The 15,263-nt window shown below is 70.5% G+C and carries 15 protein-coding genes and 1 pseudogene; 8 read left to right on the top strand and 8 right to left on the bottom strand.

Annotated elements, in window-relative coordinates:
• Positions 1-43: 43 nt before the first annotated feature.
• The 3 genes from rpmH to FV229_RS01120 all read right to left on the bottom strand — a co-directional run bounded on the left by rpmH (position 44) and on the right by FV229_RS01120 (position 1,780).
• Positions 44-178: a 50S ribosomal protein L34 gene (gene rpmH, locus FV229_RS01130; protein ID WP_082643292.1), complete on the bottom strand. Its 135-nt coding sequence runs from the start codon at positions 176-178 to the stop codon at positions 44-46.
• A 194-nt stretch (positions 179-372) separates the two neighbouring features.
• On the bottom strand, positions 373-915 hold the full coding sequence (locus FV229_RS01125; protein ID WP_147750174.1) for an adenine phosphoribosyltransferase: 543 nt from the start codon (positions 913-915) through the stop codon (positions 373-375).
• Positions 916-985: 70 nt separating this feature from the next.
• On the bottom strand, positions 986-1,780 hold the full coding sequence (locus tag FV229_RS01120) for an inositol monophosphatase family protein (protein ID WP_147750173.1): 795 nt from the start codon (positions 1,778-1,780) through the stop codon (positions 986-988).
• Between the two features lie 310 nt (positions 1,781-2,090).
• On the opposite strand from FV229_RS01120, the gene FV229_RS01115 reads away from it, so the two are divergent.
• Positions 2,091-3,110, top strand: a complete 1,020-nt coding sequence (locus tag FV229_RS01115) for a cytochrome c peroxidase (RefSeq protein WP_147750172.1) — start codon at positions 2,091-2,093, stop codon at positions 3,108-3,110.
• A 21-nt stretch (positions 3,111-3,131) separates the two neighbouring features.
• Positions 3,132-4,793, top strand: coding sequence for a HAMP domain-containing methyl-accepting chemotaxis protein (locus FV229_RS01110; protein ID WP_147750171.1), 1,662 nt, complete (start codon positions 3,132-3,134; stop codon positions 4,791-4,793).
• A 125-nt stretch (positions 4,794-4,918) separates the two neighbouring features.
• On the opposite strand, the gene FV229_RS01105 is transcribed toward FV229_RS01110, so the two are convergent.
• Positions 4,919-6,133: an NADP-dependent isocitrate dehydrogenase gene (locus FV229_RS01105; RefSeq protein ID WP_147750170.1), complete on the bottom strand. Its 1,215-nt coding sequence runs from the start codon at positions 6,131-6,133 to the stop codon at positions 4,919-4,921.
• A gap of 212 nt (positions 6,134-6,345) precedes the next feature.
• Between FV229_RS01105 and FV229_RS01100 the strand changes: the two genes are divergently transcribed.
• Complete coding sequence (locus tag FV229_RS01100) at positions 6,346-6,894, top strand: formaldehyde-activating enzyme (protein ID WP_147750169.1); 549 nt, start codon at positions 6,346-6,348, stop codon at positions 6,892-6,894.
• Positions 6,895-6,967: 73 nt separating this feature from the next.
• Positions 6,968-7,711 carry an RNA methyltransferase gene (locus tag FV229_RS01095; protein WP_147750168.1) on the top strand — a complete coding sequence of 248 codons (744 nt, stop codon included), beginning with the start codon at positions 6,968-6,970 and terminating at the stop codon, positions 7,709-7,711.
• 99 nt (positions 7,712-7,810) lie between these two features.
• On the opposite strand, the gene FV229_RS01090 is transcribed toward FV229_RS01095, so the two are convergent.
• On the bottom strand, positions 7,811-8,602 hold the full coding sequence (locus FV229_RS01090; protein WP_147750167.1) for a tetratricopeptide repeat protein: 792 nt from the start codon (positions 8,600-8,602) through the stop codon (positions 7,811-7,813).
• A gap of 104 nt (positions 8,603-8,706) precedes the next feature.
• Here FV229_RS01090 and FV229_RS01085 point away from each other — a divergent pair, with 104 nt between their 5' ends.
• Both FV229_RS01085 and FV229_RS01080 read left to right on the top strand, forming a co-directional pair.
• Positions 8,707-10,107: a leucyl aminopeptidase family protein gene (locus FV229_RS01085; RefSeq protein WP_147750166.1), complete on the top strand. Its 1,401-nt coding sequence runs from the start codon at positions 8,707-8,709 to the stop codon at positions 10,105-10,107.
• A gap of 120 nt (positions 10,108-10,227) precedes the next feature.
• Positions 10,228-10,434: pseudogene (locus FV229_RS01080) on the top strand (DUF4287 domain-containing protein); the annotation flags it as partial.
• Between the two features lie 12 nt (positions 10,435-10,446).
• Here the strand turns inward: FV229_RS01080 and FV229_RS01075 are convergent.
• The 3 genes from FV229_RS01075 to FV229_RS01065 form a co-directional block, all read right to left on the bottom strand.
• Entirely contained in the window at positions 10,447-11,622 is a 1,176-nt protein-coding gene (locus FV229_RS01075) for a M20 aminoacylase family protein (RefSeq protein WP_187275022.1), read from the bottom strand.
• A gap of 190 nt (positions 11,623-11,812) precedes the next feature.
• Positions 11,813-12,097 carry a hypothetical protein gene (locus FV229_RS01070; protein ID WP_147750165.1) on the bottom strand — a complete coding sequence of 95 codons (285 nt, stop codon included), beginning with the start codon at positions 12,095-12,097 and terminating at the stop codon, positions 11,813-11,815.
• Between the two features lie 61 nt (positions 12,098-12,158).
• Positions 12,159-13,466, bottom strand: coding sequence for a capsule biosynthesis protein (locus FV229_RS01065; protein ID WP_147750164.1), 1,308 nt, complete (start codon positions 13,464-13,466; stop codon positions 12,159-12,161).
• A gap of 212 nt (positions 13,467-13,678) precedes the next feature.
• On the opposite strand from FV229_RS01065, the gene FV229_RS01060 reads away from it, so the two are divergent.
• Positions 13,679-14,053, top strand: coding sequence for a (2Fe-2S) ferredoxin domain-containing protein (locus FV229_RS01060; protein WP_187275015.1), 375 nt, complete (start codon positions 13,679-13,681; stop codon positions 14,051-14,053).
• Positions 14,050-15,108 (top strand): flippase-like domain-containing protein, encoded by a 1,059-nt coding sequence (locus FV229_RS01055; RefSeq protein ID WP_147750163.1) that lies wholly within the window; start codon positions 14,050-14,052, stop codon positions 15,106-15,108. The genes FV229_RS01060 and FV229_RS01055 overlap by 4 nt, the downstream gene beginning before the upstream one ends.
• Positions 15,109-15,263 lie beyond the last annotated feature (155 nt).

The following is a 15,263-nucleotide window of genomic DNA, read 5'->3' as shown; positions in this document are numbered from 1 at the left end:
TCGGGCACCATCCGCGCCGCGAAGGGCGGCGCGACGGTCACGCTCAGGCCGAGAGCTTCTTGCGGCCGTGCGCGCGACGGCGGGCGATGACCTTGCGGCCGCCGGCGGTGGCCATGCGGGCGCGGAAGCCGTGACGGCGCTTACGGACGAGACGGCTCGGCTGGTAGGTTCTTTTCATGGCTCTGCAAGCCTCCAAAGGTCGAGGCGCGTTCGCGGGCGGCTATCGCCGCACCCGACCTTCACGCGTCTTTAAAGTGTGAATGCACATGCGGACGGCGCCCGAACGGAGCGCCATCGCGACTGCGCGGCTTATGGCGGATGGGATTTACCGAGTCAACGTTTCGGCGGGCTTCCCAATGCCCGACGCGCGCCTCAGTGCCCCTCGAACTCCATCAGGGTCCGTACGGGCACGTCGAGGTCGCGCAGCTTCTGCGCGCCGCCGATCTCGGGCAGGTCGATCACGAAGCAGGCCGCGACCACCTCGGCGCCGATCTGGCGCAGCAGGTTGACCGCGGCGGTGGCGGTGCCGCCGGTGGCGATCAGGTCGTCCACGAGCAGCACCCGGTCGCCGGGCTTGATCGCGTCGACGTGGATCTCGAGCTCGTCGGTGCCGTATTCGAGGGTGTAGGCGATCGAGACGGTCTTGTGGGGCAGCTTGCCCTTCTTGCGCACCGGCACGAAGCCCGCCGAGAGCTGGTGCGCGACCGCGCCGCCGAGGATGAAGCCGCGGGCCTCGATGCCCGCGACCTGATCGATCCGTCCGCCCGCGTAGGGGTGCACCAGGGCGTCCACCGCCCGGCGGAAGGCGCGCGGGTCGCTGAGCAGCGTGGTGATGTCCCGGAACACGATGCCGGGCTTCGGATAGTCGGGAATCGAGCGGATCGAATCCTTCAGGGCGATGTGGCGGCGTTCCATGCCGGGCGGGCCTTCCTCGTGATGATCGGCGGCTTAGAGCAGATGGCGCGGAATCTGGCCAGTTCGCGGCTCAGCCGTTGACCTTGCGCAGGATGGCGACGAGCTCGCGGTGCAGGCCCTCGTTGCCGCAGGCCACCGATTTCGCGGCGAGCGGCTCCGAGGCGCCGTCGGCGGAGGTGACGAAACCGCCGGCCTCGCGCACCAGGATGATGCCGGCGGCGATATCCCAGGTCTGCAGGTCGCGCTCCCAGTACAGGTCGAGCCGGCCGCAGGCGACGTAGGCGAGGTCGAGGGCCGCCGACCCCATCCGCCGCGTGCCGCCGGAGACCGCCATCACCGCGGCGACCTCGCGCAGCAGGCGGGGATGGTTGCCGCGCCCGAGATAGGGCGTGCCGTAGGCGGTGAGCGCGTCGGCCATGTCGACCCGGCCCGAGACGCGCAGGCGCCGGTTGTTGAGGTAGGCGCCCTTGCCGCGCTCGGCGACGAACAGCTCGTCCTTGACGGGATCGTAGATCACGCCCGCGACCACCTGGCCCTCGCGCTCGAGCCCGACCGAGATCGCGAAGTGCGGGATGCCGTGCAGGAAGTTCGAGGTGCCGTCGAGGGGGTCGACGTGCCAGACGTGGCTCTTGTCGGTGCCCTCGACGACGCCGGACTCCTCCAGCACCATGCCGTAGCCCGGCCGCGCCTTGGTCAGGGCGTCGCGCAGGGTCTCCTCGGCCTTGCGGTCGGCCGCCGAGACGAAATCGCCGGGGCCCTTTCGCGAGACCTGCAGGTTCTCGATCTCGCCGTAGTCGCGCCGCAGCCCCTTCGAGGCCTTGCGCACGGCGTCGACCATCACGGTCATCAAGGGTGAGGAGATCATGTCGAGGGCCTTGAGCGTTCGCGCGTCGTTGGACGCCGCGTTAAACGCTCTGGGGCGTGGAATCGACCCCCGGAACCGGGATGGCAGGCATCCCCGCCGGTCGCGGAGCCGATCACGCCGAACGCCGGCTGCGGTTCTGCCGCGATGTGGTCGGACGGCGCAGGTAGTAAAACCCCAAGTAGAAATTCTATCGAGCGTTGCAGTCATATCATCATTGCGAAAAACAATTGATCATCGCAATTTTTATAAAGTCGGTTGTTAACTTTGGTCGACCACAACGCTTGGGAGATACCAGGGGGTCGGCCGGATCATGAGAAATACAGCGCTTTCACGCTGCCTGAGCGTTCTCGCTTCGGCGGCGTTGATCGCCTGCGCCACGGTCGCGCAGGGCCAGAGTCTGGAGTCCGCCAAGGCCGCCTACAAGCGGCCGGATCTGATCCCGTTTCCGGAAGAAGCGCGGTATTCGCCGCAGACGGCGACGCTCGGCAAGATGCTGTTCTTCGATCCGCGCCTGAGCGGCAAGCAGAACCTCTCCTGCGCCAGCTGCCACAATCCGTCGTTCGGGTTCGAGGTCCCGGTCGCCGGTGCGATCGGTGCGACCAACAAGCCCCTCGGGCGCAAGGCGCCCACCGTCCTGAACGCCGCCTGGATTCCGACCCTGTTCTGGGACGGCCGCGCCCCGAACCTGGAAACCCAGGCGATGGGTCCGATCACCGCCGAAGGCGAGATGGACGGGAAGTTCCCGGAGATCATCGGCCGCCTGAACAAGATTCCCGAATACAGCGCCTGGTTCGGCAAGCTGTTTCCCAAGGACGGCGTCACCCAGGACAACATCCTGACCGCGATCGCGACCTACGAGCGGACGGTCGTGGCCGGCACGGCGCCGTTCGATCGCTGGGTCGAGGGCGACGAGAGCGCGATCTCGCCGGCCGCGCAACGCGGATTCGACCTGTTCACGGGCAAGGCCGCGTGCGCCGGCTGCCACACGGGCTGGAACTTCACCGACAACAAGTTCCACGACATCGGCATCCCGACCAAGGATGTCGGCCGTGCCGCCTTCGAGCCCGACGACCCGCGGGCGATGCACGCGTTCAAGACGCCGGGCCTGCGCAACCTGACCTACCGCGCCCCCTTCGGCCACGCCGGACAATTCGCCGACCTCGAAGCCGTCCTCGCCTTCTACGAGACGGGCGGCGTCGCACGTCCCTCAAAGTCGCCGCTGACGCGGCCGTTGCGGCTGGAAGCGCAGGAGCGGGCGGACCTTCTCGCGTTCCTGCGCACGCTGACGGCGGAGCAGACCCGGACCACCCTGCCGAACCTCCCGAACTGACGCGACGACGGAACGCCCACCATGTCGATCCGCTACAAGATCCTTCTTCCGCTCCTCGGCTTCATGATTCTGGCGGGCCTCCTGTCCGGTGTCACCGGGCTGGTCGGACTGGATGCCGTGGGCGACCTTTCGCGGGTCGCCGAGCGCACGAACGAAGCGAACGCGGCGAGCCGCGCGGCGCGCGACCGCTTCCACGGTGCCGACGAGCTGGTCGCGCGGGTGACCGCGATGACCGACCTGATCGACATGACGGTGGTCGCCGCCGACTTCACGGCCAAGGGCGACCAGCTCTCGGCCCTGCTCGGGCGGCTCGAAGCGGCCGCGTCGTCGGACCGGATGCGGGCCGTCTCCCGCGCGGCCGGGACCGCGGCGGCCGCCTGGCGCAGCGATGCGGAGATCCTGCTCGGCCTCCGCCCAGCGCAGGGCGTTCCCACCACGGAACGGATGACGCGCCATCGCCGGCGTTTGACGGAGGCCTTCGACGCCGCCGTGGCCCTGGCCACCGAGGATGCGCAGGCCGGGATCGCGGCGACCCATCGCGCCACGGTATGGACGATCTGGGCGATGCTCGGGCTCGTCGGCGCCCTCACCCTGGTCGGGGTGACGACGGCCTGGTGGCTCGCCCGGAGCCTGTCGCAGCCCCTGATCCGGCTGACGGCCGACACGGACCGCCTCGCGCGGGGCGACACGAACGTGAAGCTGCTGGCGGCCGCCCGCCGGGACGAGATCGGCGACATCGCCCGGGCGGTGGTGAAGATCCGCGACATGTCGCTGGAGGACGCGGCCCGGCAGCTCGAGACCACCGCGGCGGAACGCCTGCGCGAAGAGGCTGCGCGGCGCGCCATGCTCCACGAGCTCGCCGACGGGTTCGAGCGGACCGTCGGGAACATCGTCGCCCGAGTCTCCGATACCGTGGACGGGCTGCAGGCCTCCTCCGATACGATGCGCGCGGAAGTGGAGGGAACCGCCCTGTGCTCGACCCGCGCTGCGGGCGCGGCCCGCGACACCGGCGGCAACGTGGACGCCGCGGTGAACGCGGCCGGCACGATCGGCGCGACGATGGGCGAGATCGGCCGGCAGGTCGATCAGGCGACGGCGATGTCGGCCACCGCCGTGCAGGCCGCATCCCGCACCGAATCCACCATGGCGGCGCTCGACCGCGCGGCGAACCGGATCGGCGACGTGATCGGCCTCGTCTCGACCATCGCGCGGCAGACGAACCTGCTGGCGCTCAACGCCACCATCGAGGCCGCCCGCGCAGGCGAGGCCGGCCGCGGCTTCGCCGTCGTGGCCGCGGAGGTCAAGGAACTCGCATCCCAGACCTCCAACGCCACGGCCGAGATCGATCGGCAGGTCGCCGCGATCCAGGCGGCGACCGGAGACGCCGCCGGGGCGATCCAGGACATCGCCGCCCAGATCCAAGCCATGAACGGCGTGGCGACGAGCATCGCCCACGCCGTGCAGGAGCAGAGTGCCGCCACGCAGGCGATCGTGCGCAGCATGGCCGAAGCCTCGGCCGGCACCGACCAGGTGACGAACGACATCGCCGAGGTCGTCCACTCGGCGGACGGCGCGGGACAGGCGGCGCAATCGGTCGCGGCCGCGGCCGACGCGCTCGCCGGCCAATCCGGCATGCTGCGCGCGGAGGTCCGCCAGTTCCTCGCCGACGTGCGCGCCGCCTGAATCGAGAACGGCGATGTGCTTGCGCGCATCGCCGTCCTCGACCGGTCGCATGCCGGGCATCGAAATGATGCGGCACCGGGCCACCCCGCCGTCGTCGCGGGGCGCCCGATGTGCCTGGAGACGCCTCAGCCGGCCATCGCAGCCTTGAGGTTCTCGTCGACCTTGTCGAGGAAGCCGGTGGTGGAGAGCCACTTCTGCTCCGGCCCGACCAGGAGGGCGAGGTCCTTGGTCATGAAGCCGGCCTCGACGGTGTCGACGCAGACGGTCTCGATCGTGGTCGCGAACTTCGCCAGCTCCGCGTTGCCGTCGAGCTTGGCCCGGTGGGCGAGGCCGCGGGTCCAGGCGAAGATCGAGGCGATCGAGTTGGTCGAGGTCTCCTTGCCCTTCTGGTGCTCGCGGTAGTGGCGCGTCACCGTGCCGTGGGCGGCCTCGGCCTCAACGGTCTGGCCGTCCGGGGTCATCAGCACCGAGGTCATCAGGCCGAGCGAGCCGAAGCCCTGCGCCGCCGTGTCCGACTGCACGTCGCCGTCGTAGTTCTTGCAGGCCCAGACGTAGCCGCCCGACCACTTGAGGCACGAGGCGACCATGTCGTCGATCAGGCGGTGCTCGTAGGTGATGCCGAGCGCCTGGAACTTGCCCTTGAACTCGGCGTCGAACACCTCCTGGAACAGGTCCTTGAAGCGCCCGTCATAGGCCTTGAGGATGGTGTTCTTGGTCGACAGGTAGACCGGGTAATTGCGCGCCAGCCCGTAGTTCAGCGAGGCGCGGGCGAAGTCGCGGATCGACTCGTCGAGGTTGTACATCGACATCGCGACGCCGGCCGCGGGGAACTTGAACACTTCCTTCTCGATGACGGTGCCGTCGTCGCCCTCGAACTTGATGGTCAGGCGGCCCTTGCCCGGCACCTTGAAGTCGGTGGCGCGGTACTGGTCGCCGTAGGCGTGACGGCCGATGACGAAGGGCTGCGTCCAGCCCGGCACGAGGCGGGGCACGTTCTTGCAGATGATCGGCTCGCGGAAGATCACGCCGCCGAGGATGTTGCGGATCGTGCCGTTGGGCGAGCGCCACATCTCCTTGAGCTTGAACTCCTCGACGCGCTGCTCGTCGGGGGTGATCGTGGCGCACTTCACGCCGACGCCGTGGCGCTTGATCGCGTCGGCCGCGTCGACCGTGACCTTGTCGTTCGTGGCGTCGCGATGCTCGACGCCGAGGTCGTAATAGTCGAGGTCCAGGTCGAGATAGGGGTGGATCAGCTTGTTCTTGATCTCGGACCAGATGATTCGGGTCATCTCGTCGCCGTCGAGCTCGACGACGGGCTTCGCCACCTTGATCTTGTCCATGAGCCACTGCCTTCCGTAGAAATCCGGGCGGACCCCATGCAAATGCCGTGCGGCCGCGGGGCGGGTCATAGCGCGGGCCTTTCCCGGACGAAAGCCGGGGGCGCGGACAGGCCGCCGGGCCTGTCATGCGCGCCGGGCCGTGCGGCGCGAGGGGTGGACATCCGGCGCCGCGGCTGAAATCAGCGCGCATCCATCGAGCGTCAGGAGCAACCATGAGCGAGCGCATCATCCTGCGGGCCGGCGAGGCGCTGGTCGCCGGCGGGCCCCCGAACACGGCTGCCGAGCCCGAGGTGATCATCGGCGAGCTCGACGGGCCGGTGGGCACCGCGCTCGCCACGCTGACCGGCGACCAGGTCGTCGGCCATTCCCGCGTCTTCGCCCTGCTGAACACCGACATCATGGTGCGCCCGGTGACGCTGTGCGTCTCCAAGGTCAGCGTCACGGAATCGAAGTACACCTCGATCCTGATGGGCACGGTGCAGTTCGCCATCGCCAACGGCGTGCTCGACGCGGTGCGCGCCGGCTACATCCCCAAGGACAAGGCCAACGACCTCGGCATCATCTGCTCGGTCTGGCTCAGCCCGGGCGTGATCGAGGCCGAGACCGTGGATCACAAGGCGCTGTTCGACATCCAGCGCCGCGGGATGACGGAGGCGATCCGCAAGGCGATGACCAACGAGCCCTCGATCGACTGGCTCCTCGAGAACCAGGACAAGATCGTGCACAAGTATTATCAGATGGGTCTGGACGGGAAGATCTGAGCGCCGCGAACGAGGGCCTCCGTCTGCTCGGAGGCCCTTCCGCACGGCGGACGTCCGTGCGAGAGGCCCGCGCATGAGCGTCCCCATGGTCATCCTCGTCGAACCGCAGTTGGCCGAGAACATCGGCATGACCGCCCGCGCGATGGCGAATTTCGGGCTGTCGGAGCTGCGGCTCGTCGCGCCGCGGAACGGCTGGCCGAAGAAGGGCATGCGCGAGGCCGCCTCCGGCGCGACGCACGTGCTCGACGCGGCAAAGGTCTACGCGACGCTCCCCGAGGCCGTCGCCGACCTGAACGTCCTGTTCGCGACGACCGCGCGGGAGCGCGGGCAGATGAAGCGCGTCCTGCTGCCCGACGTCGCCATGGCGGAGGCGAACGTGCGGATCGCGAATTCCGAAAAGGTTGGCGTGATGTTCGGGCGCGAGCGCATCGGGCTCCTGAACGACGAGGTCTCGCTGGCCGACGCCATCGTCACCTTCCCCGTGAGCGAAGAATTTCCCTCGCTCAACCTCGCGCAGGCGGTTCTGCTGGTGGGATACGAGTGGCGCCGCGCGGCGGGTCTGGCCCAGGCCCCCTTCACCGGGGAGATCCGGGCGCCGCAGGCGACCCGCGAGGCGCTGCTCTCGCTGTTCGAGACGCTGGAGGCGACGCTCGCCCGCGCCGGCTTCTATCCGCCGGAGAAGCGCGAGAGCATCGCCCGCAACATGCGCGACCGGCTCCACCGCATGAGCCTGACCGAGCAGGACGTGCGCACCTTTCGCGGTGCGCTGAAGGCGCTGGAACGCGGTGCCCGGCGCCGGCCGGACGGGACTGCCTAGAGCCTTTTCCAGCGCGGTCGATCCCGGCTCGCGTCGAGACGATGCGACCCCACGACGAGATGGAGCGTTTTCCGTGATCCGGAGATCAGGGATGACGCCCTAGCCGCGCTCGGCGGGCTTGCGCGCCGTCGCGGTACGGGTCGATTGCGCGGCGAGGCTGCGCAGCGAGGCGAGGTTGGCGGCGACCTCCGCCGGCGGCAGGTCGCGCCGCAGGATCGCCTCGGCCTCGTCGAAGCGGCCCTTCAGGCCGAGCACCAGCGCGAGGTTGCCGCGCACCCGCGCATCCGCGCCCGGTCGTGAAACGGCGACGCGCATCGTCTCCTCCGCCCGGTCGAGCTGGCGCGCCAGGGCGTAGGACAGGCCGAGATTGGACAGCACCGAGGGCTCGTCCGGCCGGATCTTCAGGGCGGCGTCGTAGAAACCCTGCGCGCGGGCGTGGTCGCCGAGCTGGTCGGCGACGGAGCCCTGCGCCGAGAGGATGCGCCAATCCGGCTGGGCCGGGGAATGGGCGTTCTGCAGCACCTCCTGCGCCTCCTGCAGCCGCCCGACCTCCACCAGGGACTTGCCGTAGGCGCCGAGCACCGCCGTGTTGCGCGGGTTGCGAAGCGCCGCCTGCTGCAGCACCGCGCTCGCCTGGGCGCGCTGGTCGCTGGCCCGTAGCGCCTGCGCGTAGCGCATCGCGGTGCCGAGGTCGTTGGGGTTGGCCGCGTAGGATTCCGCGAGCGCCTCGGTCTGCCCGGCCGAGGGGCGCGCGCCGTTGATCGAGCCGGTGGTCTCCGGCGAGCGCGACTGGCAGCCCGCGGCCACGAGGGTGATCAGGCAGGCGGCGATCAGCCGGGGTGCCGAGTTCCGTGCGAACGTGGCCGCAACCGGCCGGGAGGCCGCGATCATGGAATGCTCCGTCGAGGTCGGGCGGGTTCTTCCCGCACCCGACAGGACGGTGATAGAGCGTTAACCCTAACCCAGGGTTAAACGCCCCGGCCGGCTGGGACCGCATGACCGACACCGCACCGTCCATCCCTCCGTTGTTGCCGGCCGGTACTCCCGGCATCCCGGTCACGCTCGTCGCCAAGGCCGGCTGGCCGGCGACCGAGGCGGGGCTGGAGGCGTCGCAGAGGACCTATGCGGCGGCGACCGGCTTCACCGCGAAAGCCGGCCAGCTCGCGCTACTGCCGGCCGCCGACGGCAGCCTCGCCCGCGTCCTGTTCGGCCTCGGCGCGACGGACGAGGCCGGCCACGACCGGCTGTCGGCCGGCAAGCTCCCCGGCCTGCTCCCGCCCGGCACCTACGCGCTGGCGCAGGTCGTGGGCGATGCCGCCGCCGAGGCTGCGCTCGCCTGGCTGCTCGGCGCCTACCGCTTCTCGCGTTATCGCTCCGCCGGGCCGGAGCAACCGCGCCTCGTCGCGCCCGACGGCGTCGACGCCGGCGAGGTCGGTCGCATCGCCGCCGCGGTCGCCCTCGGGCGCGACCTCGTCAACACGCCCGCCAACGACCTCGGCCCGGCCGAGATCGAGGCGGCGGCGCGGGCGTTGGCCGGGCGCCATGGCGCTACGGTGGCCGTGATCGCCGGCGCCGAGCTCGAACGCGACTTCCCGCTGGTCCACGCGGTCGGCGCCGCCTCGACCCGCCAGCCCCGTCTCATCGACCTGAACTGGGGGCCGGAAGACGCACCGCGCGTGACCCTCGTCGGCAAGGGCGTCGCCTTCGACACCGGCGGCCTCGACATCAAGCCGTCGGCCGGCATGCTGCTGATGAAGAAGGACATGGGCGGCGCGGCCGCCGCGTTGGCCGCCGCCGACATGGCGATGGGCGCCGGCTTGCGCCTGCGCCTGCGGCTGCTCATCCCGGCGGTGGAGAACGCGATCTCCGGCGAGGCCTTCCGCCCCGGCGACGTGATCCGCAGCCGCGCCGGGCTCACCGTCGAGATCGGCAACACCGACGCGGAAGGCCGCCTCATCCTCGCCGACGCGCTGGCGCTGGCCGACGCCGAGGCGCCCGACCTGTTGATCGACTTCGCGACGCTCACCGGCGCCGCCCGCGTGGCGCTCGGCCCCGACCTGCCGGCCTACTTCACCGAGGACGACGCGCTCGCCGCCGCGTTCGAGGCGGCGGGCCGCACCGCGATCGACCCGGTCTGGCGCCTGCCGCTGCACGCGCCCTATGCGAGCCTCCTCGCCTCGAAGGTGGCCGACCTCAACAACGTCTCGGGCGGCCCCTTCGCCGGAGCGATCACCGCCGCCCTGTTCCTGCGCCGCTTCGCCCCGAACACGAAGCGCCACGTGCACGTCGACCTCTACGGCTGGAACCCCTCGACCAAGCCCGGTCGCCCGGAAGGCGGTGAGGTGCAGTCCGCGCGGCTGGTCTACGCGCTGCTGAAGGAGCGCTATCCGGCGTGACGGCGGGCTTGGGCCGAACCCAGGCGACCCGCGGCCGGCATCGTCCCGCCGGACGCCCGGCACCGATGACGATCAGAGATCCTGCGCCGACGGGCGGCGGGACCCGGAGGAGGCCCCGCCATGCCCACCGAACCGATCAAGGGACCGGCCTCGTACTTCCCGTCCATCGAGAAAAAATACGGGCGCCCGGTGAGCGCGTGGCAGCAGATCGTGCGGGACAAGCTTCCGGCCAAGCACATGGATCTGGTCGCGATGCTGAAGAGCGATCACGGCTTAGGTCACGGGCACGCCAACGCGATCGTGGCGTCCGTCCTGGCGGCGGAGAAGGCCTGCACGCCCTCATCCCGCCAGCGGCAACCCTGTCTCGATCAGCCGCGCCCAGAGCGAGGCCCCGAGCGGGGCGGCGGCATCGCAGAAGTCGTAATGCGGGTGGTGCAGCGCGGCGCTGTCGCCGTTGCCGAGGAACAGGTAGGCGCCGGGGCGGCGGCCGAGCATGTAGGAGAAGTCTTCCGCCGCCATCATCGGCGCCACGGCGCGGTCGACCCGGGCCTCCCCGACGAGGCCCGCGGCGACGTCGGCCATGAAGGCGGCCTCCGCGGGGTGGTTCTCCGTCACCGGATAGCTCGATCCGAAGTCGACGCCGCCGACGGCGCCGAAGCCGGCCGACACCTTCTTGACGATGGCCACGATGCGCGCCTTCGTCGCCGCGCGCACCTCGGTGGAGAGCGCACGCATGGTGCCGCGCATCGTCACCGTCTGCGGCAGGACGTTGAAGGCCTCGCCCGCCTCGAGGGCGCAGACCGAGACCACCGCCGATTGGAGCGGGTCGATGTTGCGCGAGACGATCGATTGCAGCGCGATCACCACGTGGCTCGCCACCAGCACGCTGTCGATCGCGTTCTGCGGAAGGGCGGCGTGGCCGCCGCGGCCCTCGATCGTCAGGGTGAAGCGGTCGGTCGAGGCCATGATCGGGCCGGGACGGATGGCGAACCGCCCGAGCGCGAGACCGGGGATGTTGTGCATGCCGTAGACCGCATCGATGCCGAAGCGCTCCATCAGGCCGTCCTCGACCATCGCCTCGCCGCCGCCGCCGCCCTCCTCCGCCGGCTGGAAGATCAGTACCGCCGTGCCGTCGAAGGCGCGGGTGGCGGCGAGGTACTTGGCGGCGCCGAGCAGCATCGCGGTGTGCCCGTCATGGCCGCAGGCGTGCATCTTGCCCGACACGGTCGAGCGGTAGGGAAGGTCGCGCACCTCCTGGATCGGTAGCGCGTCCATGTCGGCCCGCAGGCCCAGGGTGCGGTTGCGGTTCGCGCCGTTTCCCGTTCCCCGCCCGCGGACCACCCCGACCACGCCGGTCCGGCCGATGCCGGTGACGACCTCGTCGCAGCCGAAGGCTTCGAGCTTGCCCGCCACGAAGGCGGCGGTGCGCGTCACGTCGTAGAGCAGCTCGGGATGGGCGTGCAGGTCGTGCCGCCACGCCGCCATCTCGTCGGCGAAGGCGTCGATCTCCGGCAGGCTGCCGGTGGATCGATGCGCGGCATCCGCCTCCTGGCCGGAGGTGTCGCCGGCGGACGGAGCGTCGGTGGAGAAGTGGTGCAGCGCCATGGATCGGGAGGCCTTCGGCTCCGGTCGTCGCGGCCGGCTCGTCTCCCCAGCAAACAGGGGGCCAAGGTCCCGGTCAACGCGCGATCCGGGCCGCGCCGCCTCAGCGGCGGCCGGAACCGCCGTCGTTGTGCGCACGCGTCTGCGCCGCGAGCGCCGCGTCGAGCTTCCGCATCGCCTCGAAGCGCGCGATGTCGGCCTCGACGTCGCGGATCGTCTCCTCGATGAGGTGCTGCTGGATCGCGAGCCGCGGATCGTCCGGGCTCATGTCCTCGCGCTGCCGCAGCCGCAGCACCGCCTGCCGCACCACGCCGTAGACCGCCTCGCGCTCGGCCCGGTTCATGGAGGGCTTGATCGCCTGGGCGACGAGATCGGAGAAGTCCGCCATGCGCGTGAGATCGGGTCCGTTGAAGGCGAGGTCGGGTGAGTCGGTCGAGCGGGGCGCCCGGTCAGATCCGCTGGTCCCTGATCCCGCCGACGATGAGCGACACCGAGCTCCACAGAACGACGAAGCAGAAGAACAGCACCGCGAGCTGGTGCCAGCGCTTCGGATAGAGCGAATCCGTCGGGATCATCGGCGGCACGAAGGCGGTGAGGAAGATGTGCTGCTTGCCGGCCGAGACGCGGGCCTTGTCGAGGATCGTGTTGGCCATCTCGTTCAGCTTCTCGGCGATGGTGCGTTCGACCATCAGGCCCTCGTATTCGAGCAGCGCGTTGGTCATGGTCGCGCCGCCAGCGGAGCCGCCGTCGGTGGTGAGCTGGTCCTGCAGCCCCTTCATCTGGCTGTCGATCGCGGCCACCGTGGCGGCGAGCACCTGGATCGAGCGCGACTTTTCGTCGAGGTTCGATCCACGCAGCACCTGGAGGTCGTTCTCGGCCTTCAGCTTGTCCTTGCGCAGGGTCATCATCGTCGTCAGCGTGCTCTCCGCCGACTTGATCGGATCGATGATGCCCCAGTGGTTGCGGTAGCGCTGGATGTCGAGGGTCGCCTTGCGCAGCCGCTCCTCGGAGGCGACCGAATCGACCTCGGCCTGCTTGACCATGTCGGCCTGCGCCCGCCGCGAGATCTCGTTGATCAGCACCTCGGAGCGCGCGATCACGTCCTTGGCGATCGCCAGGGCGTCCTCCGGCGTGAAGGCGCGCACCGACAGCTGGATCACGCCCGAGATCGCGTCGATCCGCGCGAGGACGTGCTCCTGCCAGTACTTGGTCAGTTCCTCGATCGGCTGCGGCGCACGGTATCGCGCCCAGAAGTCGGCTTCCTTGCGCGAGAACATCCGCGACACGCCGAGGCTCTTCTCGACGGCGTCGACCATGGCTTGGCTGTTGATGAAGTCCCGGACGATGTAGCTGTCCTGGCTGTTGTGCTTCTGAATCAGGCTCGTGTACTCGCCGAGCGAGACGTTCTCCATCGGCTCGACGTTGCCGCGCACGGCGAACTGCGCCTCGGCGATGTACTGGTCCGACGCGATCGCGAACAGGTAGAACGCGACCACCGCCGTCGGCAGCAGGACGAACAGGCTGAAGCGCTGCACCAGCCGGGCGACGTAGCTCTTCGGCTCGGCATCGGCCGGGCGCAGGCCGGGCAGGCGCGTCCAGGCGAGGCTCTCGCGGGTGCGCTGCACCAGGGAGCGCCGCTCCGGGGCGCGGACCGGCTCGATCGTCTCTGCGCCGCGGCGAAGCTCGGTCACCGAGCGCTGCGCGACCTGCAGCAGGCCGCGGAGTCGATCGCCTTGCCTGACCTCGTCGACGCTCATCCGTTCCGGTTTCCTGCGCTTTGTCCGTTCGGCCGTGCCGTGTCGGGCAGCTTTTCCGAGCCTTCGGGGAAGCCGCTCGCCCACGATCGGAACGGTGCCGCAATCCCGTTCTTTTCGGCCCTTTTTAAGGCGTCGGGCCTGCCGTGCCCTGGGCGGGCTCGGGCGAATCCGCGCGGTTGCGCGCCGCGCCGCCTCGTCCTACCCGATAGGCGATGAAACCGGACCCCGCCGACCGCACGCCGCCCCCAACCGTCCGCACCGCGAAGGCGAAGTTTTCGGAGGTCGTCGCCGTCTGCACCAAATGCGCCAAGCGCCAGGGCTTGTCCAAGCGCGCGATCCGCGACCGGGTGAAGGCCGGCCTGAAGCAGGGCGGCTCCGGGGCGAAGCTGCGGGTGGTCGAGACCGGGTGCCTCGGCCCCTGCCCGAAGCGCCTCGTCGCCGTCGCCACCGGAGCCAGCGTCACGGCCGGACGGATCCTGCTGATCGATCCGACGGCGTCGCCGGACGCGATCGTCGCCCTGCTGCTGCCCCCGCGCGCAAACCTGGGCCAAGACGAGCGCGACGACGCCCGCGACGCGGCCGCGTGAGCGCGCCGGAACCTCTTCGCGCGGGCCGGCCCGCGCTCGCTCGGGCGCTCCTGCGGCGCCTGCCGCTCGTCGGCACCGTGCTCGGCCTTGGGCTCGCGATCTGGCTCGTCGCCACCAACGATCTCGGCGCCGTCGCCGACGCCTTCGGCCGGATCGGCATCCTCGGCCTCGCCGGCGTCGTGACGATGCGGGCGGCGATCGTGCTGCTCTGCGCGCTGGCGTGGCAGCGCATCCTCGATCGCCTGTCGCCGGCGGGCTTCGGCGCCTTCGCCACCCTGCGGTTCGTGCGCGAGGGCATCAACGTGCTGCTGCCCGTCGCCTCCGTCGGCGGCGACGTGGTCGGCGGCCGGCTGTTGACCTTCTGGGGCGTGGCCCGCCCGCTCGCCGCGGCCTCGATCCTCGCCGACATGCTGTTCCAGGTCGGCACCCAGGCGCTGTTCGCGCTGCTCGGCGCCGGCCTGCTGATGCAGGTCCAGGGGGAGCCGGCGGCCGAACTCGCGAGCTGGGTCTTCAGGGCGCTCGCGGTCGCCGGCCTCGTGCTGGCCGCCTTCTTCGCCTTCCAGCGCACCGGCGCGGCGCGCTTCGTCGAGGCCCGCCTCGGCGCGCTCTCGCGCCGATTCGTGCGCGAGGCAGAGCCGGCTCGCAGCGCGGGCGGCAGCGTGCAGGATGCCCTCGACGCGGTCTGGGGCCGCGGCCGGCGGGCACAACTGCTGCAATCGATCCTGCTGCACGCGCTCGCCTGGACGCTGGGCGCCGCCGAGATCGCGATCGTGCTCGCCTGCATTGGCGTCGAGGGCGTCACGCTCTCCGAGGTTCTGGTGATCGAGGCCCTGAGCCAGGCGATCAAGTCGGCGGCCTTCCCGATCCCGAGCGGGCTCGGCGTGCAGGAAGGCGGGTTCGTGCTCGTCGGCGCTCTGTTCGGGATCGATCCGGGCACCGCCATCGCCCTGTCCCTCGCCAAGCGCGTGCCGGACGTGGTGCTCGGCCTGCCCGCGCTGATCGTGTGGCAGAACCTCGAAGCGCGCCGCGGCGCCGTGCGCGCCGAGACGCCATGAGCCCGCAAGAGACGCCATGAGCCCGCAAGAGACGCCATGAGCCCACAAGAGACGCCATGAGCCCGCAAGAAACGCCGTGAACCTGCTCGGGCCGCCGGGAAGGCTTGCACGGTCGCCGAACCCGCCCCAGGGTGCCGGCGCCATGACCCCTGCCC

Source organism: Methylobacterium sp. WL120, assembly GCF_008039465.1.
Lineage (GTDB): Bacteria > Pseudomonadota > Alphaproteobacteria > Rhizobiales > Beijerinckiaceae > Methylobacterium > Methylobacterium cerastii.
This window is presented reverse-complemented; position numbering and strand designations above follow the sequence as displayed.